This window comes from Allobosea sp. 2RAB26 (assembly GCF_052115465.1).
GTDB lineage: Bacteria > Pseudomonadota > Alphaproteobacteria > Rhizobiales > Beijerinckiaceae > Allobosea.
This window is the reverse complement of the sequence record NZ_JBFRGS010000021.1, coordinates 63,438-89,327: the sequence shown is the minus strand read 5'-3', so window position 1 is coordinate 89,327 and position 25,890 is coordinate 63,438. Positions and strand designations below refer to the sequence as shown.

General features: G+C 64.6%; 19 protein-coding genes and 1 pseudogene. 12 read left to right on the top strand and 8 right to left on the bottom strand.

From position 1 onward, the window contains the following. The 3 genes from AB4118_RS29120 to AB4118_RS29110 form a co-directional block, all read right to left on the bottom strand. Positions 1–368, bottom strand: a 368-nt coding sequence (locus tag AB4118_RS29120) for an aldehyde dehydrogenase family protein (RefSeq protein ID WP_441493032.1), incomplete at its 3' end; no start/stop codon positions are given. A gap of 130 nt (positions 369–498) precedes the next feature. After that, positions 499–1,401, bottom strand: coding sequence for a 5-dehydro-4-deoxyglucarate dehydratase (gene kdgD / locus AB4118_RS29115; RefSeq protein ID WP_441493031.1), 903 nt, complete (start codon positions 1,399–1,401; stop codon positions 499–501). 86 nt (positions 1,402–1,487) lie between these two features. Then, positions 1,488–2,222: a FadR/GntR family transcriptional regulator gene (locus AB4118_RS29110; RefSeq protein ID WP_441493030.1), complete on the bottom strand. Its 735-nt coding sequence runs from the start codon at positions 2,220–2,222 to the stop codon at positions 1,488–1,490. A gap of 236 nt (positions 2,223–2,458) precedes the next feature. Here AB4118_RS29110 and AB4118_RS29105 point away from each other — a divergent pair, with 236 nt between their 5' ends. From AB4118_RS29105 to AB4118_RS29075, 7 genes are all read left to right on the top strand, one after another. Beyond that, positions 2,459–3,199 (top strand): amino acid ABC transporter ATP-binding protein, encoded by a 741-nt coding sequence (locus AB4118_RS29105; RefSeq protein ID WP_441493029.1) that lies wholly within the window; start codon positions 2,459–2,461, stop codon positions 3,197–3,199. A gap of 66 nt (positions 3,200–3,265) precedes the next feature. Beyond that, a complete protein-coding gene (locus AB4118_RS29100) occupies positions 3,266–3,934 on the top strand; it encodes an amino acid ABC transporter permease (protein ID WP_441493028.1) in 669 nt (222 codons plus the stop codon). A 7-nt stretch (positions 3,935–3,941) separates the two neighbouring features. After that, complete coding sequence (locus AB4118_RS29095) at positions 3,942–4,592, top strand: amino acid ABC transporter permease (protein WP_441493027.1); 651 nt, start codon at positions 3,942–3,944, stop codon at positions 4,590–4,592. 51 nt (positions 4,593–4,643) lie between these two features. Continuing rightward, complete coding sequence (locus tag AB4118_RS29090) at positions 4,644–5,480, top strand: transporter substrate-binding domain-containing protein (RefSeq protein WP_441493026.1); 837 nt, start codon at positions 4,644–4,646, stop codon at positions 5,478–5,480. Between the two features lie 154 nt (positions 5,481–5,634). Further along, positions 5,635–7,725, top strand: a complete 2,091-nt coding sequence (locus AB4118_RS29085; protein ID WP_441493025.1) for a hydantoinase/oxoprolinase family protein — start codon at positions 5,635–5,637, stop codon at positions 7,723–7,725. Positions 7,726–7,736: 11 nt separating this feature from the next. Then, a complete protein-coding gene (locus AB4118_RS29080) occupies positions 7,737–9,374 on the top strand; it encodes a hydantoinase B/oxoprolinase family protein (RefSeq protein ID WP_441493024.1) in 1,638 nt (545 codons plus the stop codon). Positions 9,375–9,404: 30 nt separating this feature from the next. After that, positions 9,405–10,604, top strand: coding sequence for a pyridoxal phosphate-dependent aminotransferase (locus AB4118_RS29075; protein ID WP_441493023.1), 1,200 nt, complete (start codon positions 9,405–9,407; stop codon positions 10,602–10,604). 295 nt (positions 10,605–10,899) lie between these two features. Here AB4118_RS29075 and AB4118_RS29070 read toward each other — a convergent pair whose 3' ends face one another. Then, positions 10,900–11,463 (bottom strand): TetR/AcrR family transcriptional regulator, encoded by a 564-nt coding sequence (locus tag AB4118_RS29070; protein ID WP_441493036.1) that lies wholly within the window; start codon positions 11,461–11,463, stop codon positions 10,900–10,902. A 110-nt stretch (positions 11,464–11,573) separates the two neighbouring features. Here AB4118_RS29070 and AB4118_RS29065 point away from each other — a divergent pair, with 110 nt between their 5' ends. The 4 genes from AB4118_RS29065 to AB4118_RS29050 all read left to right on the top strand — a co-directional run bounded on the left by AB4118_RS29065 (position 11,574) and on the right by AB4118_RS29050 (position 15,498). Next, entirely contained in the window at positions 11,574–12,362 is a 789-nt protein-coding gene (locus AB4118_RS29065) for an SDR family NAD(P)-dependent oxidoreductase (protein ID WP_441493022.1), read from the top strand. 63 nt (positions 12,363–12,425) lie between these two features. Further along, the gene (locus AB4118_RS29060; protein ID WP_441493021.1) at positions 12,426–13,517 is read left to right on the top strand and encodes an alkene reductase; all 1,092 of its coding nucleotides are present in this window, start codon (positions 12,426–12,428) and stop codon (positions 13,515–13,517) included. A gap of 42 nt (positions 13,518–13,559) precedes the next feature. After that, positions 13,560–14,564: an NADP-dependent oxidoreductase gene (locus AB4118_RS29055; RefSeq protein WP_441493020.1), complete on the top strand. Its 1,005-nt coding sequence runs from the start codon at positions 13,560–13,562 to the stop codon at positions 14,562–14,564. A 103-nt stretch (positions 14,565–14,667) separates the two neighbouring features. Further along, positions 14,668–15,498 (top strand): alpha/beta fold hydrolase, encoded by an 831-nt coding sequence (locus AB4118_RS29050; protein WP_441493019.1) that lies wholly within the window; start codon positions 14,668–14,670, stop codon positions 15,496–15,498. A gap of 144 nt (positions 15,499–15,642) precedes the next feature. Here AB4118_RS29050 and AB4118_RS29045 read toward each other — a convergent pair. The 4 genes and pseudogenes from AB4118_RS29045 to AB4118_RS29030 form a co-directional block, all read right to left on the bottom strand. Beyond that, a pseudogene (locus tag AB4118_RS29045) lies at positions 15,643–15,876 on the bottom strand (beta-ketoacyl-[acyl-carrier-protein] synthase II); the annotation flags it as partial. 11 nt (positions 15,877–15,887) lie between these two features. Then, positions 15,888–16,517: an MFS transporter gene (locus AB4118_RS29040; protein WP_441493035.1), complete on the bottom strand. Its 630-nt coding sequence runs from the start codon at positions 16,515–16,517 to the stop codon at positions 15,888–15,890. 468 nt (positions 16,518–16,985) lie between these two features. Further along, on the bottom strand, positions 16,986–17,681 hold the full coding sequence (locus tag AB4118_RS29035; protein ID WP_441493018.1) for a response regulator transcription factor: 696 nt from the start codon (positions 17,679–17,681) through the stop codon (positions 16,986–16,988). Next, complete coding sequence (locus AB4118_RS29030) at positions 17,678–19,126, bottom strand: sensor histidine kinase (protein ID WP_441493017.1); 1,449 nt, start codon at positions 19,124–19,126, stop codon at positions 17,678–17,680. The genes AB4118_RS29035 and AB4118_RS29030 overlap by 4 nt, the downstream gene beginning before the upstream one ends. Before the next feature lie 746 nt (positions 19,127–19,872). On the opposite strand from AB4118_RS29030, the gene AB4118_RS29025 reads away from it, so the two are divergent. Further along, complete coding sequence (locus AB4118_RS29025) at positions 19,873–25,113, top strand: autotransporter-associated beta strand repeat-containing protein (protein WP_441493016.1); 5,241 nt, start codon at positions 19,873–19,875, stop codon at positions 25,111–25,113. Positions 25,114–25,890 lie beyond the last annotated feature (777 nt).

The window sequence follows — 25,890 nt, the reverse complement described above, 5'->3', positions numbered from 1 at the left end:
GCCTCACCGGCAAGGCGCAGGCACTCGCCGGCGAAGAAGGCGAAGATCTGGCCGGCGCGGGTCGCCTCGCCAATGCCTTCCGGCAGCGTCTTGCCCTCTTCACGGGACAGCAGGCGGCCGAGTTCCTCCTTGCGGGCGAGGATCTCGTCCGAGGCCTTCTTCAGGATCTCGTAGCGCTCCTGCGGGGTCGTGCGGCTCCACGCCGGGAACGCCGCCTTGGCAGCAGCAACGGCGTTGTTCAGGTCATCGACCGAACCCTGCGCATATTCGCCCACAACGTCATTGGTATTGGAGGGATTGATATTGCGCGAGGCGTTCGAGCCGCTCACCCGTTCACCGGCGATCAGGTTCTTGAAAATCTCAGTCATGATCTGGCTTTCGCGGGACTTCGAGGCCACGCGCCCAGCGCGGAGCCATCCGGGTCAAGTGTCGTTTTCACCCCGCAGAACGGGGGCAGCCTGCGGCCGCCCGCCTGATCGGATGCCATGCGGGACCCGCTTACGCACATCTGGCGACAAGCTGCGCCAGAATTTCTTCTTCTTCGACCGTCAGATCGGTGAGCGGCGGCCGAACAGCGCCGGCCTTGAAGCCCTGCTGTCGAACCCCTGCCTTGATCGCGGAAACCGCGTAGCCCTTGCTGCGGCTGCGGAGCGCCATGAAGGGATAGAAGAAGTCGCGCAGAATCTGCTCACACCGCGCGCGATTACCTGCGCGCAGCGCCTTGTAGAACTCGACAGCCAAGGCCGGAACGAAGTTGAATACGGCCGAAGAATAGGTGGAGAAGCCGGCGCCGAGATAGGCCTCTGCGAAAAGCTCCGCTGTCGGCATGCCGCCCAGATAAGTCAGTCGGTTTCCCAAAGTCGCCGTGATCTGCCTTACCAGGCCGATGTCACCGGAGCCGTCCTTGAAGCCGATCAAGTTGGGGCAGGCCTCGGCGAGCCGCGCGATCGTATCGGCCTGCAGGATGGAATTGTCGCGATTATAGACCATCACGCCAATCCCGACGCTGTCGCAGACAGCTTTCACATGCGCGAAGAGGCCAGCCTGGGGCGCGTCGATCAGATAGTGGGGCAGCAGCAGGATCCCATCGGCGCCGGCCTTTTCGGCCGAGCGGGCGATCTCGACCGCGATGCGCGGACCATAGCCACAGCCTGCAACGATCGGCGTCTTGCCTGCCGCCTCCTTCGCTGCGGAAACGATCCCCGGAATCTCCGATGGGGCGAGCGAGAAGAACTCGCCCGTGCCGCCGGCGGCGAAGAGTGCTGCGGCTTCGAAGCCTGAAAGCCATTCGACATGGCGACGATAAGGTTCGCTGGCAAACTCCCCTGCCGCATCGAACGCGGTGACAGGGAAAGACAGCAGGCCCGCGCCCAGCGCCGACTTCAACTCGATTGGGTTCATCTCACAGCCCTCAGCCGATCGTGGATAGGTTCTCGACGAGACGTAGCGAGGGAGAGGGCTTCAGTCAACAACTTGTATGATAAATTCTATAACTGTCTGAGAAGTTGTCGATAGCGCTGCTGACTGCCGTTGAGATGAACACGCATCGCGTCCTTCGCCTCATCGACATCCCCATTCGAGATCGCCGCCACGATTCGCCCATGCTCTTCCACGAGACGGCGGAGATAATCGCCGCTCGACCGCTCGGCATCAGGCTGGCGAAGGGCCGAGCGCGGGATCATCCCCTCGCCCATGATCCGCAGGAATTCGACGAAACGCGGGTTGTTTGTCGCCTCGGCGATCGCAAGATGAAGCTCGAAGTCAGCCTCGATCGTCGGTTGCTCATTCTGGATACAGGCGATGATCGCACGATGCCGCTCGACGATCACCTCTTCCTGGGCGGGGGAGCGGCGCTGGGCTGCCAGCCCGGCCGCCTCGACCTCCACCGGCGAGCGCAGCTCCAGAAGCTCGATCACCGAGGAAACCCGCGCATTATCGACATTCTGGAAGGGTAGCACCGGCGCCAGAATGGGCTCCAGGACAAACACCCCCGCGCCCTGTCGCGGATCGACAAGCCCGTCGGCGCGCAAAGCCGCGATGGCCTCGCGAATGACCGTGCGGCTGACGCCATGCTCTGCCGTCAGCTTGGCCTCGCTCGGCAACTTCTCGCCTGGGCGGAATCGGCCAGACCGGATCGCATCTCGCAGGGCCTGACTGATAACCGCCGCCAGCGTGCCGCTCCCCCGCCTCGCATCACCTGCTCCTTCGCGCCGCGCCGCCATTCTGCCCCTCGTTTTCCCGACCTGCCGACGAAGCAGACTCTCTGCATGATAGGCGATCAAGATACATGTTGCCTGATATTTATTTAGTCATTTGACAGGATTGCCAAACTTGTCATACGAGATCGTCAGCGCTAGCAGTGGTCCGGTGGCCGCCGGCATCCAGGGTGGCACTTAATGCTCAGCGGACGCGCCAGAGGCTCGATGCCAACCGGCGCAGTGAGGGAGGGGTTTCAACCATGTCCGACATGGCGATCGAAATGGCCGGCGTCGACAAGTGGTTCGGCAGCCATCAGGTCCTGACGAAGATCGACCTCACCGTGGCCAGGGGCGAGCACATTGTCCTGTGCGGCCCTTCAGGCTCCGGCAAGTCCACGCTCATCCGCTGCATCAATCATCTCGAAGGCACCCAGTCCGGCACAATCCGGGTCAACGGGGTCGAGCTCGGCCGCGACGGCGACAATGTCGATCAGATCCGCCGCAATGTCGGAATGGTCTTCCAGCAGTTCAATCTCTTCCCGCATCTGACGGTGCTGGAGAACTGCACGCTCGCCCAGCGCCGCGTGCGCAACACCAGCGCAGACGAGGCCAAGGCGCGCGCCATGCGGTTCCTGGAACGCGTGCGCATCGCTGAGCAGGCGCACAAATATCCGGCTCAGCTCTCCGGCGGGCAACAGCAACGCGTCGCAATCGCCCGGGCTCTGTGCATGGGCCCCGAGATCATGCTGTTCGACGAACCGACTTCGGCCCTCGACCCCGAAATGGTCAAGGAAGTGCTGGATACGATGATCTCGCTCGCCGATGACGGCATCACCATGATCTGCGTCACCCACGAGATGGGCTTCGCCCGGGCCGTCGCGCACCGGGTGGTCTTCATGGATCAGGGACAGATCGTCGAGAACGCGCCTCCGGCCTCCTTCTTCGACAATCCGAGACACGAGCGCACCCGCGCCTTTCTCGGCCAGATCCTGAACCATTGAGGGGCTCCGAATGCTCGTGCTCTCGCAGCCCGGAAAACATGGGTCCCTGCCGGTCGAGGTGCGGACATGAACTACGCTCTTGATTTCGGCCCTGTTCTGGCGGCTTGGCCCGAACTCGCGAAAGGCGCGCTCCAGACGCTGAAGCTCTCGGGCATCTCCATCGCGCTGGGGCTGGTCATGGGCGTGGCGCTCATGTTGATGCGCGCGAGTTCCTGGGCAGCGCTCAAGGGGTTTGCACTCGGCTATATTGAAATCGTTCGGAACACTCCCTTCCTCGTCCAAGTCTTCTTCATCTTCTTCGGCCTGCCGGCACTGGGCTATCGGCTTGGTACGGACCAGGCAGCGATCCTGGCGCTCTCTCTCAATTGCGCGGCCTACACGGCCGAGATCATCCGCGGCGGACTGGATTCCATCCATAAAGGCCAGTTCGAAGCGGGCCGAGCTCTCGGGCTGAACGGCGTCGACATCTTCCGCTTTGTTATCTTTCGCCCGGCGGTGCGCGCCGTCTATCCCGCGCTGTGCAGCCAGTTCGTCCTGCTGATGCTGACCTCCAGCATCGTGGCCTCGATTTCCGCCGAGGACCTGACCTACGCCGCCCAGACGATCGACGCCCAGACATTCCGAAGCACCGAAGTCTATTTCGTCGTCGGCGCGATCTACCTCGCGCTCTCTCAGCTGTTGTCGATCGCCTTGCAGGCGATCGGGCGCGTCTATTTCTCCTATCCGGTGAAGTGAGGTTCGAATGATCCGTCCGTTCGGCTTCAACGAATTCCTGTTCGTCCTCTCCCACGCGCAGTGGACGATCCTGCTCTCACTGGTGTCGCTCGTGACGGGCGGCGTTGCGGGGCTCGCCATTGCGCTCGCGCGCACCAGCAAATCGGGCTGGCTGCGATGGGCCGCGGCCACGTATATCCAGATTTTCCAGGGCACGCCGCTGCTGGTGCAGCTCTTCTTCTTCTATTTCGGCCTCCAGCTCGCTGGCCTTTCCCTTGGCATCTGGGGCGCGCTGATCGTCGGCTTCTCGCTGCACGCCAGCGCATTCCTCGGCGAAATCTGGCGCGGCAGCATCGAGGCCGTGCCGAAGGGACAGACCGAGGCCGCCAACGCACTCGGCATCGGCTACGTCTCTCGCATGGTCGACATCGTGCTGCCGCAGGCGTTTCGGATCGCGCTGCCCGCAACGGTCGGCTTCCTGGTCAATCTGATCAAGGGCACGGCGCTCGCCGCGCTGGTCGGGCTGACCGAACTCACGCGCTCCGGCCAGCTTATGGCCAACATCACCTTCCAGCCGCTCCAGACCTACGGCGCGGTCGCCCTCATCTACTTTCTGATCTGCTTCCCGCTGACCTTCGCCAGCGCCCGGATCGAGAAGCGCCTTCAAGCCGGTTGCTAGCGGCGAGACATGCCGGGGTCGGCCCGGCTTACGAGAAAAAGGGGATTTGCGATGAAGAGAGTTGAACTCACCCGCGCTGGCGTGCTCGGGCTCGCAGCAAGCGCAATCGCTGCGCTGGCGCTAGGTATTGCACCGGCCAGGGCCCTCACGCCCGATGAGATCAAGGCCAAGGGCAAGATCATCATCGGCGTGCAGATGGACCAGTTCCCATGGGGCTTCATCAACGCCGCCGGCAAGAACGAAGGCTTCGATATCGAGATCTCGGAGCTCGTCGCCAAGGACCTCGGCGTCAAGCCGGAATATGCCCGCATCACCGGGCAGAACCGCATCCCGTTGCTGACCGGGGGCACCGCCGACATCCTGGTCCCCTCGATGACCATCACGGAAGAGCGGGCCAAGGTCATCCAGTTCGTACTGCCCTACTCCGCCAACGACATCACCCTCTGGGCCAAGAAGGACGCGCCGATCAAGGGCAACGAAGACCTCGGCAAATATGTCATCGGGGTGAACCGCGGAAGCGTCTTTGACCCGATCCTCGTCAAGGCGGCTCCGGCGGGCACGCAGATCCGCCGTTTCGATGACGATGCCTCGACCGTTCAGGCGCTGCTGGCCGGCCAGGTCGACGCGATCCTGGGGAGCATCACCTACGGCCTGGTCATCGCCAGCACGGGCAACGCCGACAAATACGAGCGCAAGTACAAGGTCGCCGACAACTATCAGGGCATGGCCGTCCGCAAGGGCGACAAGCAGATGCTGGACTGGCTGAACGACTTCGTGAAGCGCCGCAGCGCCGACGGCACGCTCGACGCACTCTACAAGAAGTGGATCGGCGCTGAACGCCCGGCCCTGCCGACCACGCTGCCGGGCGTCAATTTCACCGGCGAATAGCACGATCGACATGCGCGCGCGGGACGTCCCGCGCGGTTCCCAGACAGGCAGCACGGCAATCTGGATCTCCTGGATCCGGGCAGGCTTCGTGTTGCCGCAAGCGATCCCGCATCAGAGTCACGCGAACGCGTCCAAGGAATGAAGTGGCACGGACATGACGATAGACGGCAAGCAGATCAGGGTCGGCGTCGATATCGGTGGTACCTTCACCGACGTCGCCATGGAGGTGGGTGAGACGCTGTTCTCGACCAAGGTCCTCACCAACTACTCCTTCCCGGAACAGGCGATTGTCGACGGCATCCGCCAGGTGGCCGAGATCGCCAGGGTGTCGCTTGGGCAGATCGACACTGTGATCCATGGCACGACCCTCGCCACCAACGCGCTGATCGAGCGCCGCGGCGCGCGTACCGCCTTCATCACCACCAAGGGCTTCCGCGACGTCATCGAGATGAGGACCGAAAGCCGGTTCGAGCAATATGATCTCGACATCATCCTGCCGGCGCCGCTGGTGCCGCGCGACGAGCGCTTCGTGCTGGACGAGCGTCTCGGCGCCGACGGATCGGTGCTGAAGCCGATCGATCCGGCCGAGCTCGACGCCTTGTGCGATCGCATTGCGGCCGGCGGGTTCGAAAGCGTCGCTGTCGGGCTGATTCATTCCTATATCGACGGCAAGCACGAGCGCCAGGTGCGCGACAGGCTGCGCGAGCGCCTGCCGAAGATCTCGGTTTCGATCTCGTCCGAGGTCTCGCCGCAGATGCGCGAATTCCAGCGCTTCAACACGGTCTGCGCCAACGCCTATGTGAAGCCGCTGATGGCCTCCTATCTCAACCGCCTCGTCGGCCGGCTGCACGAGGAAGGCCTGACCTGCCCAGTCTTCATGATCCATTCCGGCGGCGGTATCATCAGCGTCGAGAGCGCGATTGAGTTTCCGGTGCGCCTGCTCGAATCTGGCCCTGCCGGCGGGGCGATCTTTGCGGCCCATATCGCGGCGCGCTACGGGCTCGACAAGGTGCTCTCCTACGACATGGGCGGGACAACCGCGAAGATCTGCCTCATCGAGGGGCAGGTGCCGAAGACGGCCAAGACCTTCGAGGTCGCCCGCACCTATCGCTTCAAGAAGGGCTCGGGCATGCCGATCTCGATCCCGGTGATCGAGATGGTTGAGATCGGCGCCGGTGGCGGCTCGATCGCCAGCGTCGATTCCATGCGCCAGATCCGCGTCGGCCCCCACAGCGCCGGCTCCGAACCCGGCCCGGCCTGCTATGGCCGCGGCGGCGACCGGCCGACCGTGACCGATGCCGACCTCGTCCTCGGCCGGCTCGATCCGGACGCGTTCGCCGGTGGCGCGATCAAGCTCTCGACCGAAGCCTCGACCGCCGCGCTCGACCGCGATGTCGCCGGCAAGCTCGCCATCGACACGACGACCGCAGCCTTCGGCCTCAGCGAGGTCGTCGACGAGAACATGAGCAACGCGGCCCGCATGCATGCGGTCGAGAACGGCAAGGAACTGGCCGAGTTCACCATGATCGCCTTCGGCGGCGCCGCCCCGATTCATGCCGCGCGGCTGTGCGAGAAGCTCGGCGTCGGCGAGCTGATCATTCCGCCCGGAGCCGGCGTCGGCTCGGCGATCGGCTTCCTGCGCGCACCCTTCGGCTTCGAATCCGTGCGCAGCGCCTATCTCAAGCTCACGCGCTTCGATGCGCAAACGGTCAACGCGTTGATCAGCGACCTCTCGGAGGAAGCGACGGCCTTCGTGCGCAGCGGCGCCCCCGATGCGTCGCCCACGCTCGAATGCACCGCCTATATGCGCTATGTCGGCCAAGGCTGGGAGGTGCCGGTCACGGTCGAGGTCCGCGACTACGCGCAAGCCGATGGCGCCCATTTCCGGGCCCTCTTCGACGAGGCCTATGAGCGCTTCTTCGGCCGCCTGATCGATGGTCTCGATGTCGAGATCGTCAGCTGGTCGCTGCGCGCGACCTCGGAGGTCCCGCCGGCCCAGCCGGTCGCCTGGGCCGAAAATCCGGCGGCCCTCGCGGCCGCCGCCCGGCGGCGCATTTTCGACGCGCAAACCGGAGCTTTCCTCGATGCCGCAGTGGTGGGGCGAGAGGTCATGAAGCCGGGCGACGTCGTCACCGGGCCTGCCGTCATCACCGAGCGCGAGACCTCGACAATCGTTACAGCCAGCCGCGAGGCGATCATGCAGGCCGACGGGTGCCTGCTCCTGCGCAGCAAGCGCGCAGCCTGAGGGAGGCCAGCATGAGCACCAACGCACTCTCCAACGTCCACATGCAGATCATGTGGAACCGCCTGATCTCCGTCGTGGAGGAACAGGCCATCACCCTGATCCGCACCGCCTTCTCGACCTCGGTACGGGAATCGGGCGACCTTTCGGCCGGAGTGTTCAACCAGGCCGGGCAGATGATCGCCCAGGCCGTCACCGGCACGCCTGGCCACGTCAACGCCATGGCGGAAGCCGTCGGACATTTCATCCGCGACATCGGCCGCGAGGAGATATTCGAGGGCGACGTCTACATCACCAACGACCCCTGGAAGGGCACAGGCCATCTTCACGACTTCACCGTCGTCTCTCCCTCGTTCCGCGACGGATCGCTGATCGGCTTCTTCGCCTGCACGGCTCACGTCGTCGATGTCGGGGGGCGCGGCTTCGGCCCGGATGCCAACGAGGTCTATGAAGAGGGCATCTTCGTCCCGATCATGAAGTTCGCCGAGCGCGGCAAGGTGAACAAGGATCTCGTCAACATCCTGCGCAACAATGTCCGCGAGGCGCATCAGGTCGTCGGTGACGTCTATTCGCTCGCCGCCTGCAACGAGATCGGCCATCGCCGGCTCATGGACATGATGGGCGAGTTCAAGCTCTCCGACCTGGAGGGACTGAGTGCGTTCATCTTCGATCGCAGCCTCGAAGCGACGCTCGAACGGCTGAAGGCTCTGCCGCATGGCAGCTACGACAACGTCATGCGCGTCGACGGCTATGGTTCGCCCATCGACATTGCCGTGCGCATGGACGTGGCGAGCGACCACATCCTTGTCGATTTCGCGGGGACCTCGCCGCCGAGCCCGCTCGGCATCAACTGCCCGATCATCTATTCGGCGGCCTATGCCTGCTATGCGCTGAAATGCTCGCTGGTGCCGGAAGTCCCGAACAACTACGCCTCGCTCCTGCCCTTCAGGGTGTCGGCACCAACCGACTGCATCCTGAACGCCCAGCGACCGGCGCCGGTCGCGGTGCGCCATGTGCTCGGCCATCTCGTGCCCGACGCTGTGCTCGGCGCCGTGCACAAGATGCTGCCCGGTACGGTTCCGGCGGAGGGCTCCGGGGCGCTCTGGAATCTCCATGTCAGCGTCCGCCCGCTCAAGGGCGCGGAAGCTCCCGCCGATGGCGGCCAGCGCGCCGAGGTGCTGCTATTCAACTCCGGCGGCACCGGAGCCCGTCCGACCCTCGACGGATTGTCAGCCACCGCCTTCCCCAGCGGCGTGCATTCGATGTCGATCGAGGCGACGGAGCATGTCGGGCCCGTCGTGTTCTGGCGCAAGGAACTGCGCGACGACTCGGGCGGCAATGGACGCTATCGCGGCGGACTTGGCCAGGTCGTCGAGATTGCGCCCAAGGCAGGGCATGAAATTTCGTTCAATGCCATGTTCGACCGCATCGAGCACCCGGCGCGCGGCCGCGAGGGCGGCGAGGATGGTCAGCCCGGCGCCGTTCACCTCGACGACGGCACGAAACTGCGGGCCAAGGGCCGCCAGCACGTGCCCGCCGGGCGCAGGCTCATCCTCGAGCTGCCGGGCGGCGGCGGCTACGGCCCAGCTGCGGAGCGCGATCCGGACTCACGCAGCCGCGACCAGCGCCTTGATTACGTGCGGAACGGCTGACCGCGCTTCAGCAGCAGGATCATTGAGACCATGAACTACGAGAACAGCATCATCCGGCAGGTGAAGCCGTCGCCCTCCATGGCGATCTCGCTCCAGGCTCGCAAAATGGTCGCCGAGGGCCGGCCGGTGATCGACCTCAGCCTCGGCGAGCCGGAGTTCGACACGCCGGCGCATATCATCGACGCCGCCTACGCCGCGGCGCGTGCCGGCCAGACGCGCTATACCGCGGCCGACGGCACTCCCGAGCTGAAGAAGGCGATCGCTGACAAGTTCGCCCGCGAAAACGGGCTCGACTACAAGCCGAGCGAGATCTCGGTCGCCAACGGCGCCAAGCAGGTCATCTTCAACGCGCTGATGGTGACGCTCGAAGAGGGGGACGAGGTGCTGGTCCCGGCCCCCTACTGGGTGTCCTATACCGACATGGTGCTGCTGATGCGCGGCACACCGAAGGTCGTCGCCTGTACGGCGGAGACCGGCTTCAAGATCTCACCCGAGGTGCTGCGCGCCTCACTGACGCCAAGGACGCGCTGGCTCATCCTCAACGCACCGTCGAACCCGAGCGGCGCGACCTACGGCGAGGCGGAGCTGAAGGCGTTGGGCACAGTTCTCGCCGATTTCCCGAACGTGCTCGTGATGTCGGACGAGATCTACGAGCACATCCTCTATGATGGCCACCGCTTCACCTCTTTCGCCAAGGCCTGCCCGCAGCTGCGCGACCGCACCATGATCGTCAACGGTGTCTCCAAGGCCTATGCCATGACAGGCTGGCGCATCGGCTACGCGGCCGGCCCGGAAGGGCTGATCAAGGCGATCGGCAAGCTGCAGTCGCAGAGCTCCAGTAACCCGTCCTCGGTCTCGCAGGCCGCGGCACTGGCGGCGTTGACCGGACCACAGGATTTCGTTGGCCAGGCCGGCGCAGAATATGCGAAGCGGCGCGACCTCGTCGCCGCCGCTCTCGAAGCCGTGCCCGGCCTGCGCATCATCCGTCCCGAGGGCGCGTTCTACGTCTTCATTGATATCTCCAGCCTGGTCGGCAAGACCACACCGCAGGAAAAGCGCATTTCGAATGACGCTGACCTTGCGACTTACCTGCTGGAGCAAGGCGAAGTCGCGGGCGTTCCAGGAAGTGCTTTCGGCCTGGATGGACATATCCGCATTTCCTTCGCTGCTTCCGAGCAATTGCTGAAACAAGCATGTCAGCGGATCGCAACCGCAGTTGCTGCCCTTTGACCGGATCACGCCGATAGCCTCGGTCGCGCAGAGGCTACAGGGCGAGGCTTGAAGTGGCTCGCCATTGAAGGAATGCGGCGGGTTTTTGGTGTCGCCGTTTGCTGCAAGCGTCACTCCCGCTCATCGCCCGCATGGGCAAGTGTAGGTGGCAAGGCGGCCTGTCGCGATGTCCGCTTCCGAGCAATCGCCAATGTCCGGGAATGGCGACCCAAGTCGGACACTCGCCGCCCGTTGGGGCGGCGACCGAAATTGGCCCGTAGCCGACTTGTCGAAGGTCTGCTTCAGGGGCAATTGACTAGGTGGCAGACTGTGGGTTGATCCCAGCATCAACCCACTCACGCGTCTGTTCCAAGATCTCATCCGAAAGCGCTGGGTCGTCGATCGCGCGGGCGAGGATTACGGCCCCCACCATCGCTGCAAAGCTTCCGATCGCCGCGCGGCGGCTGCCTGCCGCATCCAGCACCGGGAGCGCCTTGCCGATACGGGCGATCTGCGAGCGAAGGCCTGCGGTCATGGCCGCGCGTGCCGCGGGGGTCTGAAGGCGGATGGCCGCTGCAAGTCCCGCCGTCGGGCACCCCCCGGCGCAGTCGTCGCGATGACGGGGCGACAGATAGGCATCCACATAAGCGCGGAAATCGCCTCCTTCGCCTGTGTCCGCGGCGAGGACATGGGCAAGGGTCTGCGCGATCAGGTCGTCCTTCGAATTGAAATGGCCATAGAAGCCGCCATGGGTGAGCCCGGCGGCTTTCATCACCTCCGCCACGCTGACCGCGTCGAACCCCTTGTCGCGAAACAGCCGGCTGGCAACCTCCAGAATCCGGCGACGGTTCTCCGCCATCTGGTCTCGACTGACCTTCATTTCAAAATTCTCCGCCGGCTCCGTTGACATTTACATGATGATCATCATATTAAATCTCAATCATGATAGCTGTCATGAATATAGGCTTCAGCAAAGAAAAGAGCAATGCCATGACCGCCAGTCCGTCAGTCCTCATCACAGGCGCCTCCACCGGCATCGGAGCCGCCTATGCCGAGCGCTTCGCGCGCCGCGGACACGACCTCGTGCTGGTTGCCCGTGACACGGAACGCATGGAGGCTCTGGCGGCTCGTCTCCGTCAGGAAAATCGCGTGGCGATCGACATCATCTCGGCTGACCTCACCAAGGCCGACGAGCTTGCAACGGTAGAGACGCGGCTGCGCGATGACGACCGCATCGGGGTCCTCGTCAACAATGCCGGAACGGCGATCGGCGGAAGCTTCATCGAGCAGAGCACCGAAGATGTCGCGCGGCTGGTTGCGCTCAACACGACAGCGCTTCTGCGGCTTGCCAGCGCCATCGCCCCGCGTCTTGCGAAGGCCGGCGAAGGAGCGATCGTCAACATCGGCTCCGTGGTCGGCCTGGCGCCGGAGTTCGGCATGACGGTCTACGGCGCAACCAAAGCCTTCGTGCTGTTCCTGTCGCAGGGACTCAGCCTCGAGCTCGGGCCGAAGGGTGTTTACGTCCAGGCCGTGCTGCCCGCCACGACGCGAACCGAGATCTGGGGGCATGTTGGCGCCGACGTCGACACGCTGTCCAATGTGATGGAGGTGGGCGATCTGGTCGATGCGGCGCTGGTCGGCTTTGACCGCCGCGAGCCGGTCACCATCCCGCCGCTTCCCGATGCCGGGCAGTGGGACGCGCTTCAGGCCGCGCGCCAGGCCATGCTTCCGAACTATCGGAACGAACATCCCGCCGAGCGATACCGCGGGGTCGCCTGAGCACCAACCAAGCCATCTCGACAAACGATCCCGCTACTACGGGGGGACAAGCAAAGGTGACCCATGACGAGCAAAACCCTATTTGAGCCCTATATTCTCGGGTCGCTGATCCTCTCCAATCGGATCGTGATGGCGCCTCTGACACGTAACCGCGCCGGCCCGGGCTTCGTTCCGGGCGATCTCGCCGCGGAGTATTACGGCCAGCGCGCATCGGCTGGCCTGCTGATATCCGAGGCCACGCAGATCTCGCAGCAGGGACAGGGTTACCAGGACACGCCCGGCATCTACTCCCAGGCTCAGATCGACGGCTGGCGCAAGGTCACGGACGCAGTGCATGCCAAGGACGGCCGAATTTTCCTGCAGCTCTGGCATGTCGGCCGCGTCAGCCATGTCGACCTCCAGGAGAACGGGGCAGCTCCGGTCGCGCCGTCGGCGATCCGGGCTGCGACCAAGACGTTTGTGAACAACGGCTTCTTCGATGTCTCGGAGCCGCGCGCCTTGGCCCTCGACGAGCTGCCAGGGATCGTGAGCGATTTCCGGCAGGCTGCCGCGAACGGGATCGCGGCCGGATTCGATGGCGTGGAAGTCCACGGCGCCAACGGCTATCTGCTCGACCAGTTCGCCAAGGACGGGGCCAATGTCAGGACGGACGCCTATGGCGGATCGATCGAGAACCGGGCCCGGCTGATGCTGGAGGTTACGGCTGCGGTGGCCGAGGAGATCGGCGCTGCGCGCACGGGTATCCGGATTTCGCCGGTCTCGCCCGCCAACGGTGTCTCGAGCAGCGCCCCCCAGGCCCAGTTCGACTACATCGTCGATCAACTCGATGCCTTGGGCATCGTCTACATCCATGTCGTCGAGGGCGCCACGGGTGGACCGCGCGATGTCGCGCCGTTCGATTTCGGCTCGCTCCGCCGCCGCTTCAAGAATGCCTATATCGCCAATAACGGCTATGATCTCGACCTCGCGACGTCGCGGCTGGCCGAGGACAAGGCCGACCTGTTCGCCTTCGGCCGGCCCTTCATCGCCAATCCCGACCTGGTGGAGAGGCTGGAGACCCGCGCACCGCTAGCGGCTGTCGACCCGGCTACGATCTATGGCGGAGGTGCGGCGGGATACACGGATTATCCCGCCATCGCTGCAAGCAGCTCCTGACCCTTCGGGTCGCTCTGTCGGCGAGATTGGAGAACGGATACCATGAAGGCCTTCATCCTCGACAAATACAAGAAGAAGGGTGGCGCGCTGCGGCTGGGCGAGATGCCGGAGCCGACGTTGCGGGATGACGATGTGATGGTCGAGATCCGCGCAGCCGGGCTCAACATGCTGGATTCCAAGATCCGGGATGGAGAGTTCAAGCTCATCCTACCCTATCGCACGCCTTTCATCCTTGGACACGACCTTGCCGGAACCGTCGTTCGGATCGGACCCAAGGTGCGGAGATTCAAGCCGGGTGACGAGGTCTATGCAAGGCCGCGTGATGGGCGGATCGGGACGTTCGCGGAGTTTATCGCCATGAACGAAGCCGATCTGGCGCTGAAGCCCAAGAACCTCACCATGGAGGAAGCCGCTTCCATCCCCCTGGTGGGGCTGACGGCCTGGCAGGTGCTGGTCGAGCGAGCCGGCCTGCGGAAAGGGCAGAAGGTCCTCATACACGCCGGCTCCGGCGGCGTGGGCACCTTCGCCATCCAACTGGCGAAGCATCTCGGCGCGACGGTCGCGACGACGACGAGCACGGCGAATGTCGAGCTGGTCAGAAGCCTCGGCGCCGATGTCGTCATTGATTACAAGAAGGAGGACTTCGAGAAGGTTCTGTCCGGCTACGACGTGGTGTTGAACAGCCTGGATAGCGACACGCTTCAAAAATCCCTGAATGTGCTGAAGCCCGGCGGCAAGTTGATCTCGATCTCCGGCCCCCCGGATCCCGAATTCGCCAAGGAACAAGGACTGAACTGGGTCCTGCGTCAGGTTTTGCGCCTTCTGAGTTTCGGCATCCGAAGCAAGGCCAAGCGCCGTCGTGTCAGCTATTCTTTCCTGTTCATGCGCGCGAACGGCGAGCAGTTGGGCCAGATCGCATCGCTGATCGAAGATGGGGTCATTCGTCCCGTCCTGGATCGGATTTTCCCGTTCGAAGGAACCAACGAGGCCATGGGCTACATCGAAACCGGACGGTCGAAGGGCAAGGTCGTCGTCAAGCTGAGGTGAAGGCGGTGCCGCTTTTGCCTGAAGGCCCAAGGGTGGCGCCAAAGCATCGCGCGCATCCAAAGAAACGATCTTAAACATGCCCCATCCATCACAAGCCAGCTCCATGAAGTGGAAAGACGCGCCGACCAGGAGCATTGACGTTGCAGGCACGAAGTTCGTCTACCGGCAACTCGGCCCCGCAGCCGGTGTCCCGGTGCTGCTCCTGAACCATTGGGGGGCGGTGCTGGACAATTTCGATCCGCGTATTGTCGACGGGCTCGCCGCGGCGAGGCCCGTAATCGCCGTCGGTTATCGAGGCGTCGGCGCATCGGGCGGCGAGGCGCCGGTCACGGTGGCGGAGATGGCCGAGGACACGATTGCCTTCATCCGTTCGCTGGGCCTCGGCCAAGTTGATCTGCTCGGCTTCTCGCTTGGCGGTTTCGTTGCGCAGGACGTCGCGTTGAAACAGCCCGACCTCGTTCGCAAGATCATTCTGACCGGCACCGGCCCGGCAGGTGGCGAAGGCATCGAAAAAGTAGGGTCTGTATCCTGGCCGCTCATCATCAAAGGGCTGCTGACCTTCCGGGACCCGAAATTTTACCTCTTTTTCACCTCGACCGCGAATGGCCGCGGCGCCGCGAAAGAGTTCCTCGAACGGTTGAAGGAGCGCAAGTCGGATCGCGACAAGCCGATCACGATGGCCGCGTTCCTGAGGCAACTCAAGGCGATCAAGGCCTGGGGCATGCAGGCGAGGCAGGATCTTGGCGCTGTTCGCAAACCCGTTCTCGTGGCGAACGGGGATCAGGACAAAATGGTGCCCAGCAGCAACTCGGTCGATCTGTCTCGCCGCCTGCCGAATGCCGAACTCGTCCTCTACGAGGATGCCGGACATGGGGGCATCTTCCAGTATCACGAGACCTTCGTGCAGAACGCCCTGGAGTTCCTCGTGCGCTGATGTCCTCTGGATAGTCCCACTCTGCTTTGGCACTTGAAATCGGTGGACAGAACTGGGTCATACACAGCGGGGCGACCGCGCGAACGAACGCCCGCTCTGGGGCAGACACATCGTGTCTGCTTGTGGCCCGTGTCCTACGTCGCCTCAGCGCGCGGCGGCCTGGTCCCTCCAGCGCCGGAACAGCACGCTGGCGTTGACGCCGCCAAAGCCGAAGCCGTTAGCGATAGCGTAGTCCATCGCGACCGACCTGGCCTCGCATCTGACGAGATCAATTCCGTCGCCGGCCGGATCGGGCGTGTTCAGATTGAGGGTCGGCGGTGCTACCTGATGCTTCAGAGCCAGGATCGCGAAGATGGCTCCAACTCCGCCGGCGGCCCCGTCCGTCGCATCTAGCCTCCAGTAGATTCTGGCACGCCGGCAAAACCGCTGGGCTCCATCCGGCTCCGGCGCAGGAAGACGGGAAGAAAGGCTGCGATCGCCAGAACCGAAGCCGTAGTCAGAACGACGGCGAGGGACGCAGGCGGCGAAAACGGCAAGGCACTGGCGAAAGACGAGCCGATGGCGGCGCAGCTCATCTGAAGGAAACCGAGCAGCGAGGATGCCGACCCGGCCTGCCGCCCGAAGGGATGGAGAGCGATCGCCGTCCCGAGCGGATTGATCAGGCCCATGCCGAATAGGTACAGGGCGATCGCGATGGTGAAGGTCGTGAAGCTCGGCGATCCGGCGAACCCGAACATGGCAAGGCTGCCAGCAAGTGCGATGATGAGGCCCAGCATGCTGCTCGCGCGCTCGCCACGGCGCCGTGCAAGGCGCGGTGCGAGAAAACTCGCGGCAAAGACGATCAGAACCGTCGAAGCGAAGTACAGGCCGAGCTGGATGGCGCTCAGACCCAGAGCGTTCATCAGCACGCCCGGCGCGGCCGCGAAGAAGCTGTACAACCCGCCGATGACCAAGCTCACGGCAAGGGCCGGCATTAAGAACCGCTGATCGGCGGCAAGGTGCCGGTACGTGGATGCCACCGATGAGAACGCTAAGAGCGTTCGACGCTCGACAGGGTGTGTCTCGCCGACGGGGCCGACATAGGGCCAGGCGAGCGCGAACTTCAATCAGCAAGTCATCTTGGTCGGCCAGGCAGCGGCTGAGTTCGCCGTATCCGCGAAAATGAACCCTGCCTCCGAGCGTCTGGTTTCGGGCGGCAGTCCAACCTCAGCAATTGGCGGATTGCGTGGAAAAAGTCCGCGGCAATACTTGGTGCGGGTTCGGCCCTCCGAAATGGAGATATTCCATCTTTGCGCGGGCGTAATCGGCTGCCAAAAGAGGCGCTCTAGGAACTAGCGGGGAACAATATTCTCCGTCGAATGCTGGAGTGACTTCCATTTCGGTTGGGTCGGACTTTTTCAACACAATCGGCGCTGTCCAGCGGTGGGATTCTGCCGAACCGAATAGCGCGCTGCTGCGGAAGGTCTATGTGGTTGGTCATCGGATGCTCATTGCGCGGCCGCAGCGGCCGTGAAGGTGTAACCGACGCCGTAGACGACTTTGATTGGTGCTGGCAGGCTGGTGCGTTCCTCAATTTTGCGGCGCAAGCGGCTGACGATGGCGTCGAGATGACGGTTGCCGAAGCTTGATCTGGGACGGGCGAGCGTCTCCATCAGATCCTCGCGTTGACAGATGTCGCCACCCTTGCTGCACAACACGCTCATGAAGGCAAATTCAGTCGCCGTTAGCTTGAGCGAACGGTGATTGGGCGCGACCAGCATCCAGTTCGTGCTGTCTAGCACCCACTGATCACCGTTACCGTTTGCAGGGTTGGACAAGCTAGCGCTTCGTCGCAGCAGGCTGCGAATTGCTGCTTCGATCTCGCGCAATGTGCTGTGCTTGACGAGATAGATGTCGGCGCCGCTCTCAAATCCCCGGATGCGATCGTCGCTGTCGCCAAGCGCCGTCAGCATGATGATGCCGCAGCGGTGGGTTTCACGAATCTGGCTTGCGAGCTCAAAGCCGTTGCCGTCCGGCAAGCCGACATCGAGAATGATGACGTCTGGTGCATGGCCATCCGCGAGCGCCTGACGCAGCTCATGCGCTGTTGCGACTCCGCTGGCCGTGAACCCGCATAGCCCGAGAAAATCGGCCAGATCCTTGCGCAACCTCGTTTCGTCCTCGACGATCAGAATCTGCGTCACGCCGTCGTCTCCTCAGGCAACTCGGCACTGGACACCTCGCCCGACGAAGACAGGCGCACGATGGCTGTCGTTCCCCCTTCATCGTTGGAAAGCAGCTGCAGCGTCCCTCCATGGTAGGCTAGGAGCTTTCGCGCCGAGTAGAGCCCAAGACCGGTACCGGTACTGGCCTTGGCATTGGATGCTCGGAAGAAGCGACGTCCGATCTTGCTCAGCTCGGCACCGGGGATGCCTATGCCGCTGTCCTGGACCTGGATCACAATGGATCCGTGCTCCGCCCAGGCCGCTATGCGGATCGGCAGGTCGTCCGGCGAATATTTCAAGGCGTTATCGATCAGGTTGATGATGACCGTCGCGAGCATCTCCGGGTCGGCGTCGAAAGAGACTGTTTCGTCTTCCATGATGAATTGCAGGCGATTGCCGCGTGCAGTTATCTCGAAATGCAGCCGTACATCCCCGATCAGGGAGCCGAGCTGTAGCGGTTCCGGCTGAAAGCCATTCTCTCGATCATCCGCCATGAACCTGTCGATCAGGGAAAAGAGTCGGTTGAGCGCCTCGCCGATGCCGGAGAGGCGCTCTCGGGTCGCGTCGGGCGATCTGTCGCCAACGAGGCCGATCATGTCGGCGGCATTGCGGATGATCGCGAGCGGCGTGCGGAATTCATGGCTCACGACGCGCATGAAGTCCGCCTGCTCGTCGCGCAATGCGCGCTCGGCCTCCAGGCTGGCGCTGAGCCGGCTTTCGAGCTTTCGCCGCTCCTCCACTTCCCGCAGCAGAGCATCGTGATTCCTGCGCAGGTCGGCGGAGAGCCTCGCGCTGACCATGAAGAGCAGGCAGGCGAAAAGCGCGATCAGGAAAAGCGTGCCCTGCAACAGGTACCAGGCGTTGCGGTCCGCCAGGATCGGGCCGCTGTCGAACTCGGCCGGCAGGCTATACTCGATAGCGCTCTGCAGGATGCTGGCCGCCATGTACTCGGCGAGGAGCCCAATGGTGATCCAGCGCAGGAGCGGAGGCTGCGTCCTGTCTCGCGCGAGACCCCGGCACATCACCGACATCATGACCACGGTGAAGACGGTCGAGCTGTGAATGCGGATCGCCAGGTTGTCGGGGTCGATCACCACGGCAGCACTCCAGACGACGATCTGGAAGACGAGGAGCGAGACGCCGATCCATGTGTAGCGTGGCTGCCCCAGGAAGCGCGCGAGTCCCTCGGCGAGCAGCACGAGTCCCAGCTTGATGACCGTGTTGTGCAGCACGATGGCAAAAGCGGCTGGCTCCGCGCCGCGAACGAGCATCAGGAGAAGGCCGACGGCAATGGCTCCGAAGCCTGCTGCGAGGAATTTGAGTTCGTAGAGATGGCGCCAGGCCCGCCACACAAAGATCCAGGCGACTGCCTGCAAGCTGGCCGTCGCCAGCGCCACGACCAGAACGGTTTTGAGATCAAGCATTCCTATGCAGCTTCATGGGCAACATCTCCAAGTTTACACTTCGCAGGAGTTGAGGAGGCGTGCAAGAGCGATCCATAATGCTAAGCATTTGCCAGAATTGATTGGCGATCACTGGTGGAGAAGTCGAATTCATTAAAATGTGCATCCGAAATACTGCTTGTGCACCCGGAGAGAATTGGCCGTGCGCGGCAATTCCGGAGCCTCTGCGCCAAATGAATGGCAGAGTGATGCGGCCATTTTGGAATGGCAAGTGGCAACCATCTTCGCAATTTGTGTAAAAACCGCGCGAGAAGCGCGGCGGTCCGCATCTTCGCTGCTCCGGCGGAAGCCCTGCAAGAATTGGTCAGAATTCAGCAGAATTGATTGATGGCGCTGCCGGGAGCCGGGGATTTATCCTGCTTCGAATCCGCCTCGCTGTCCGCCGGACGGCTTGTGAGGACGCTGTTGCGGTGTCGGGTGCGTGGCAGTCGCGTTCGACCAACTCGGCTGCAAGGCAGGACGTGGCGCTCCCGAGAGGGGCGCGCGATCGGAGCGGTGCTGAAAAGGCCGCCGGCCCGCTCGCGCCACAGGAGGGGGGATTTTTGATGACGGATCGCGGCCATCGTGCGCAGGCGCGCCCAATTGCATCTCGGCGCGTCGCCGTGCCGATGATCTCGCTGCCGGGGTCGGCCTCGTGCGCTGTTGACGCTGCTGCCGGCGAGATCCGCATGCATGCCGGCGCCTGGAGGCGGCGGAAAAACCTGCGCATGACGACCTCCCGGACTTGCCTGACCCTCGCCCTGTCGCTCGGTGCGGGATTGCCGTTGTGGCCGCAAGGGGCCGTTGCACAACAGATCATCCAAGGTGGCGGTGACGGCAGGGGCTATTTCTTCGGGGCCGGCGGCATCGCGGGCGGCGGCGGCGGCCTTGGCGGCGGCGGCCCTTTTTACGGCGGCGCTGGCGGCTCGGCAGCACAGACGCCCGGCGGATCGGCCTCGGCCGGGGCAGCCGGCATCGACGACGCCGGGGCGCTCGGCGGGGCAGGTGGGGCGCCCGGCGCTCCCAATGATCTGGCCGCCGGCGGTGGCGGCGGCGGCGGCGCTGGCTTCGTTGACCCCGGTTACCCCGGTTTTCCTTACAATGGCGGAGTGGGCGGGGCGGGCGGGGCGGGCCTCATCAGCGCTGTGACCGGGACATCCCAGCTCACCACGAATAGCGCCGGCTCTGCGGGAACCGTCGGTTCTTCTGGAGGTGTTTATGCTGGCGGCAGTGGCGGTGGCGGTGGCGGCCTGGTCCTCACCGGCACTGGCGTCGCCATGAATACGAATGGCTTCAGCGTCACGGGCGGCGCCGGTGGCGCCAGCGTCGGCCTTGGAGATTCCGGTGGCGGTGGCGCCGGGCTGGTGCTGCTCAATGCCGGGACCGTCACGGTTGTCGCGGGCGCGGGTGGGGCCAGCGCGATCACGGGCGGGAGCGGGGGAGATGGCTATAATGGCGGGAACGGGGGCGCCGGGTTGTTCCTGTACAATGGCGGTGCCTTGTCTCACCAGGCTGGCACCATCACAGGCGGAGCCGGTGGCGGAAGCGGTGCCAATGGAGGCCGCGGCGGCGCGGGCGTGCTCAGCAATCGGGGCGCCATCGTCAACCGGGCCTCGATCACGGGCGGCAAGGGAGGCGACTCCATCGGGGACGGTCATGCAGGCGCGGGGATTGAAGCCTGGGGCGGGACCGTGGCCAATGCCGCGACGGGTCTGATCGCGGGCGGAGCAGGCGGAGCCGCGACGAACAGCAACCCTGTCTATTCTGCCGGAAACGGTGGCACCGGCGTCCTGTTCCGGGAGGGCCAGACCGCGAGCCTGGACAATGCCGGAACGATCCGCGGCGGCAATGGCGGCACGGTCGTTGCCGGCAGTAATTTTGGCCGCGGCGGGGTCGGCATCGTCGGCGCAGCGAGCGGCGGCATCTCGATCGTCAATTCCGGCTCGATCTCGGGCGGGCTTTCCGGCGACGGCGTGCGCGCCAATGCAGTCGAGCTCTACGGCAGCAACAACCGCTTCGAGGTGCAGGCTGGATCGAACATCGTCGGGAATGTCGTGGTCGCGGGGGGCGGCACGAACAATGTGTTCGCGCTCGGAGGCACCGGTTCCAACAGCTTCAACGTCGTCGATCTAACCTCGACCTACACCGGCTTCACGGCTTTCGAGAAGACCGGCGCGGGCACCTGGGTGCTGAGCAGCAGCACAGCGGCGGTGACGCCCTGGACCGTGACCCACGGCACGTTGTCGGTGTCGTCCGACGCCAGTCTCGGTGACACGGCGGGCGCCCTGACCCTCAACGGCGGCACACTGCAGGTGACCGGGTCGGCATTCACCAGCACGACACGCAACGTCGTCCTGGGCGGCGACGGCGGTGGCTTCGATATTGCCACCGCCAACGACGTGTTCGTCCTCTTCGGAAGCGTCACGGGCCCCGGCCGCCTGAGCAAGACCGGCGCAGGCTGGCTGAGCCTGAATGGCGTCAACAGCTACAGCGGCGGCACGACGGTTTCGGAGGGGACCTTGGTCGTCCAGGCCACGGGCGCGCTCGGCACGGGGTCGGTCACCATCGATGCCGCCGGCGCCGGCTCTGCCAGCATGATTTTTGGGACTTCGGCGAGCGCCGGGACATTGCCGATCAGCCTTGCCAATGCGAACAGCTTTCTGACCTTTGCCGATAGCTCTTCCGCCGGCGGCGCGGAGATCGACAATAACGGCACGGTCGCTTTCAATGACGATTCAAGCGCAGGCAATGCCAGGATTGCCAATGACCGCCGGCTCTATTTCGGGGGCAATGCGACGGCGGGTCATGCCGTCATCACCGCAACAAGTGCTGCCACGCACTTTAGCGACAATAGCACTGCGGGCGGCGCCACGCTCATCAACAATGCCGGTTCATTCCTGCGTTTCTTCGACAGCAGCACGGCCGGCAGCGCCACGATCAACAACAATGCCGGCCTGGCTTTCCTCGGTGGCAGCACGGCAGGCAGCGCCACGATCACCAACAATGCATCTGTAAATTTTGCCGGCACCAGCACGGCCAGCAGCGCCATGATCACCAATAATGCCGGTTCAAGTGTGAACTTCCTCGACCGCAGCACGGCCGGCAGCGCGACGATCATCAACAATGCATCTTTGGATTTTTACGACACCAGCACGGCCGGGGACGCGCGGCTGATCACCGCGGCTGCTGGTTCAACCTCGTTCAACGGCACGGGGCCGCTCGGGGACGGCCGGGTCTCGGCCGGCTCGATCGAGGGAGCAGGCTCCTACAGTCTCCGCAGCTTAGAGTTGACGGTGGGCAGCAACGGCCTGTCGACCGAGGTCAGTGGCGTCATCAGCGGAGCCGGCGGCTCCTTGATCAAGACCGGCGCGGGGACCCTGGCGCTGTCGGGCACCAACACCTATTCGGGCGCGACGCTGGTCAACGCCGGCTCGCTGATCGTGAACGGCTCGATCGCCTCCTCCACGGTCTCGGTCGGCAGCGGCGCGACGCTCGGTGGCTCCGGCACGATCGCCGGGGCTGTGACGATTGGCTCGGGTGGCACATTATCGGCCGGCAACAGCCCCGGCACGCTGACGGTCCGCTCACTGACGCTGAACAGCGGCTCGAACACGGTGTTCGAGCTGAACACGCCGGGCGTGGTCGGCGGCGCCACGAACGACCGCATCATCGTCAATGGCGCAGGCCCGTCCGGCAACCTGCAGCTAGGTGGCACGGTGACCGCGAATGTCGCCTCCGCAGGCTATTACCGGCTGTTCGACGTCACCCGCGGCGGCACGATCAGCGGCAGCTTCGACACGCTGGCGCTGTCGGCGCCCTCGGTCTCGGGAGCGGCGGGCACGCTTTACAATGCCCCTTCTGGCAGCCCGACGCAGGTCAATCTGGCGGTGGTCGGGGCCGGCCAGAATCTGCAGTTCTGGGATGGCGCGGACCGGATCGGCAACGGCGCGGTCGATGGCGGTAGCGGAACCTGGAATGCTGGCAACACCAACTGGACCAAGACTCCCGGCGAGGCCGGGGTCAACGCGACCTGGGCTTCCTCGGTCGGCGTCTTTCAGGGCGTGGCCGGGGCGGTCACGGTCGCGGGGACGCAGGATTTCGACACGTTGCAGTTCAACAGCAGCGGTTATGTGCTGAACGGCGACGCGCTCCGCTTCGGGGCCGTCGGCGGCGGCACGCTCAACACCGCGGCCGGCGTCACCACGACGATCGGCTCGGCACTGGTCGACGGCATCGGCACCGACCTGAGAAAGGTCGGCGCCGGAACGCTCGTGCTCTCCGGAACCAGCCGCTATACCGGCGCGACCCTGGTCAGTGCCGGGGCGCTGATCGTCGACGGCTCGATCGCGTCCTCTTCCGACCTAACGGTCGCTGCCGGCGCGACCCTGGCCGGCTCCGGCCAGCTGCCCTCGACCACGGTGAACGGCACGCTCTCGCCGGGCAATTCGCCGGGCATGCTGACGGTCAACGGCAATCTCGTGATGGGCGCGAGCTCGGTCTATCTCGCCGAGATCCAGGGCGCGATCGCGGATCGGGTGAACGTCACGGGCATCGTTTCGCTCGCAGGCACGTTGCAACTGGCGCCGCTCGGCGGTGCCTACGCCTTCTCCACGCCCTACACATTGCTCTCGGCGGCGAGAGGGCTAGGCGGCACTGCCTTCGGGACGGTCGATACGACCGGCACCTTCGGCGACGGCGTGGCCACGACGGTCAGCTACACGAACAACGACGTGCTGCTGACGCTGACGCCGAAGCCGTTGACGCCGGACCCCAAGCCGCCCGGGTCGCCTGAGCTCGGCGTGAAGGCGCCACGCAACGCCGTGGCTGTCGCGGCCGGCATTGACCGCGCGGTGGCGAATGGTGGCGATCCGTCCTCGCTGTTCGGGATCTACAACCTGCCGGCGGCCTCGATTCCAGCTGCGGTGAACAGCCTGTCGGGCGAGGCGGACACCGCTGCGCCTGCGATGGCGAATGTCGCGTCCGACCAGTTCCTGCGGGTGATGCTCGATCCGACGGCCATGGGTCGGCTCGGCGATGCCGGGGCGGCCGGGCCGGGCACGGCAGTGTTCTCCGGCCTCGTGCGCAAGGATGCGGATCGGCCCGTCGGCCCCTCGCGCCTCGACATGCGGTTCTATTCGGTCTGGGGCTCGGCCTATGGCTCCTATGGCCGCACCGACGGCAATGTCGGCATCGGCTCGGCGAAGCGCACGATCGACGACGCGCATCTGGCGACGGGCATCGATGTCCGGCTGCAGCCGGGGACGATCGCGGGTGTTGCGGTTTCGGGCGGCAAGGCGCGGGCTTCGCTGCCGGGCGTGCTCGGCAAGGTCGATGCGGAGGTGTTCCAGGCCGGCCTCTATGGCGTGACGCAACTCGGCCCGGTCAGGCTCGGTGGGGCGCTGAGCTATGCCAGGCTCGATAACGATGTCAGCCGCAGCATCCCGGCACTGGGCTCGAGCCTGTCATCCTCCTACGCGACGACGGCGTGGAGCGGGCGGCTGCAGGCGAGCGCGGCGCTGCTCCACTGGAACGGGCTCTCGCTTTCGCCGCTGGCGGCAATCCAGGCGACGCGGGCGCGCAGTCCGGCCGTGATCGAGGCGAACTGGGCAGGGGCCAATGCCGGGGCGCTCGCGCTGGCCAGGCGCAGCGACATCACCGCCCGCAGCGAGCTAGGCCTGCAGCTCGATGCCGATACCGTGCTCGGCGGTGTAGCCATCACCGGCTATGCCCGGGCGGCCTGGGCGCATTATTTCCGGCGGGATGCCGACTTGACCGCGAGCCTGATCGGGCTGCCCGGCGCGAGCTTCAGCGCGACCGGCGCCCAGGCCGACCGCAACAGCGCGCTTCTCAGCACCGGCGTCATGGCCAGGCTCAGCGAGCGCGTCTCGCTCGGCCTCAATCTCGACGGCGAGCTCTCGGCCAACAGCACCCGCCTCGGTGGCTCGGCGCAGCTCAGGGTCAGCTTCTGAGGGTGGATGATGATCCGCAGCAAAGGCACAGGATAGTCGCCCCAGCCGTGGCGGCCGCAGCCGACGCATGGGGCGGCAATATGTCGACCTCAGGACGTTGGAAACCGACGTCGCTTGCGCCAGCGACGAATGTCCGATTCCGGGCAACCACCCAACGTCTGGAGTTGTGAAGGGTTTCGAACGCCGGCCCTCAGCCCGTCCGAACCCGCTCGCAGGGGCCGGCATCCGAAACCCTTCACACAACCGGACATTGGCACGGTGCCCAGGACCGGACGCCAATCTCCGAAGTCTGCCCTATCTTGAAGCATCGCGTGGCATCTCGCCGGTCTGGACGCTGATCGCGCGGCCTGCTTCGACTTGTTACTCAGTAGTTGTCCGATCGAACGGGCATGATCTTCAGCCAGTGATCCGCAGGGCAGAACGCGGCCGAGGCCCACTCCCTCATCGAGCTGCGATGAGCTCCCGACGGGCGCCATCTTAACCGCGGATGGGGGGGCGCTAGCCTGAGTGAGCGGACTTGATCCTGGCCGATTGGCCGAACGGGCGTTCCAAGATGAATCCAGCGCCGCAAAGCAATGGTCGAGGATTGCAAGCACCGACCCCGGTTCAGCCCCTCACGCCAAAGCCCTGCTTTCGCCGGACCGAGTTGGCGTCCGCGCTCGCTGCAACGGGCGCGGCCACCGCTTCGGCAAATGCGCGGCCTGTCAATGTCGTGAGCGGACAACGAGGTCGATGCAGCCCGCCCCGGGGGGACAAGGCGCACAGGGCCCGCCGCTA

What these genes read in the sequence shown, in the direction of transcription:
- kdgD (WP_441493031.1), bottom strand. Translation starts at nt 1,401, where the DNA reads ATGAACCCAATCGAGTTGAAGTCGGCGCTGGGCGCGGGCCTGCTGTCT.
- AB4118_RS29110 (WP_441493030.1), bottom strand. Translation starts at nt 2,222, where the DNA reads ATGGCGGCGCGGCGCGAAGGAGCAGGTGATGCGAGGCGGGGGAGCGGC.
- AB4118_RS29105 (WP_441493029.1), top strand. Translation starts at nt 2,459, where the DNA reads ATGTCCGACATGGCGATCGAAATGGCCGGCGTCGACAAGTGGTTCGGC.
- AB4118_RS29100 (WP_441493028.1), top strand. Translation starts at nt 3,266, where the DNA reads ATGAACTACGCTCTTGATTTCGGCCCTGTTCTGGCGGCTTGGCCCGAA.
- AB4118_RS29095 (WP_441493027.1), top strand. Translation starts at nt 3,942, where the DNA reads ATGATCCGTCCGTTCGGCTTCAACGAATTCCTGTTCGTCCTCTCCCAC.
- AB4118_RS29090 (WP_441493026.1), top strand. Translation starts at nt 4,644, where the DNA reads ATGAAGAGAGTTGAACTCACCCGCGCTGGCGTGCTCGGGCTCGCAGCA.
- AB4118_RS29085 (WP_441493025.1), top strand. Translation starts at nt 5,635, where the DNA reads ATGACGATAGACGGCAAGCAGATCAGGGTCGGCGTCGATATCGGTGGT.
- AB4118_RS29080 (WP_441493024.1), top strand. Translation starts at nt 7,737, where the DNA reads ATGAGCACCAACGCACTCTCCAACGTCCACATGCAGATCATGTGGAAC.
- AB4118_RS29075 (WP_441493023.1), top strand. Translation starts at nt 9,405, where the DNA reads ATGAACTACGAGAACAGCATCATCCGGCAGGTGAAGCCGTCGCCCTCC.
- AB4118_RS29070 (WP_441493036.1), bottom strand. Translation starts at nt 11,463, where the DNA reads ATGAAGGTCAGTCGAGACCAGATGGCGGAGAACCGTCGCCGGATTCTG.
- AB4118_RS29065 (WP_441493022.1), top strand. Translation starts at nt 11,574, where the DNA reads ATGACCGCCAGTCCGTCAGTCCTCATCACAGGCGCCTCCACCGGCATC.
- AB4118_RS29060 (WP_441493021.1), top strand. Translation starts at nt 12,426, where the DNA reads ATGACGAGCAAAACCCTATTTGAGCCCTATATTCTCGGGTCGCTGATC.
- AB4118_RS29055 (WP_441493020.1), top strand. Translation starts at nt 13,560, where the DNA reads ATGAAGGCCTTCATCCTCGACAAATACAAGAAGAAGGGTGGCGCGCTG.
- AB4118_RS29050 (WP_441493019.1), top strand. Translation starts at nt 14,668, where the DNA reads ATGAAGTGGAAAGACGCGCCGACCAGGAGCATTGACGTTGCAGGCACG.
- AB4118_RS29030 (WP_441493017.1), bottom strand. Translation starts at nt 19,126, where the DNA reads ATGCTTGATCTCAAAACCGTTCTGGTCGTGGCGCTGGCGACGGCCAGC.
- AB4118_RS29025 (WP_441493016.1), top strand. Translation starts at nt 19,873, where the DNA reads ATGACGACCTCCCGGACTTGCCTGACCCTCGCCCTGTCGCTCGGTGCG.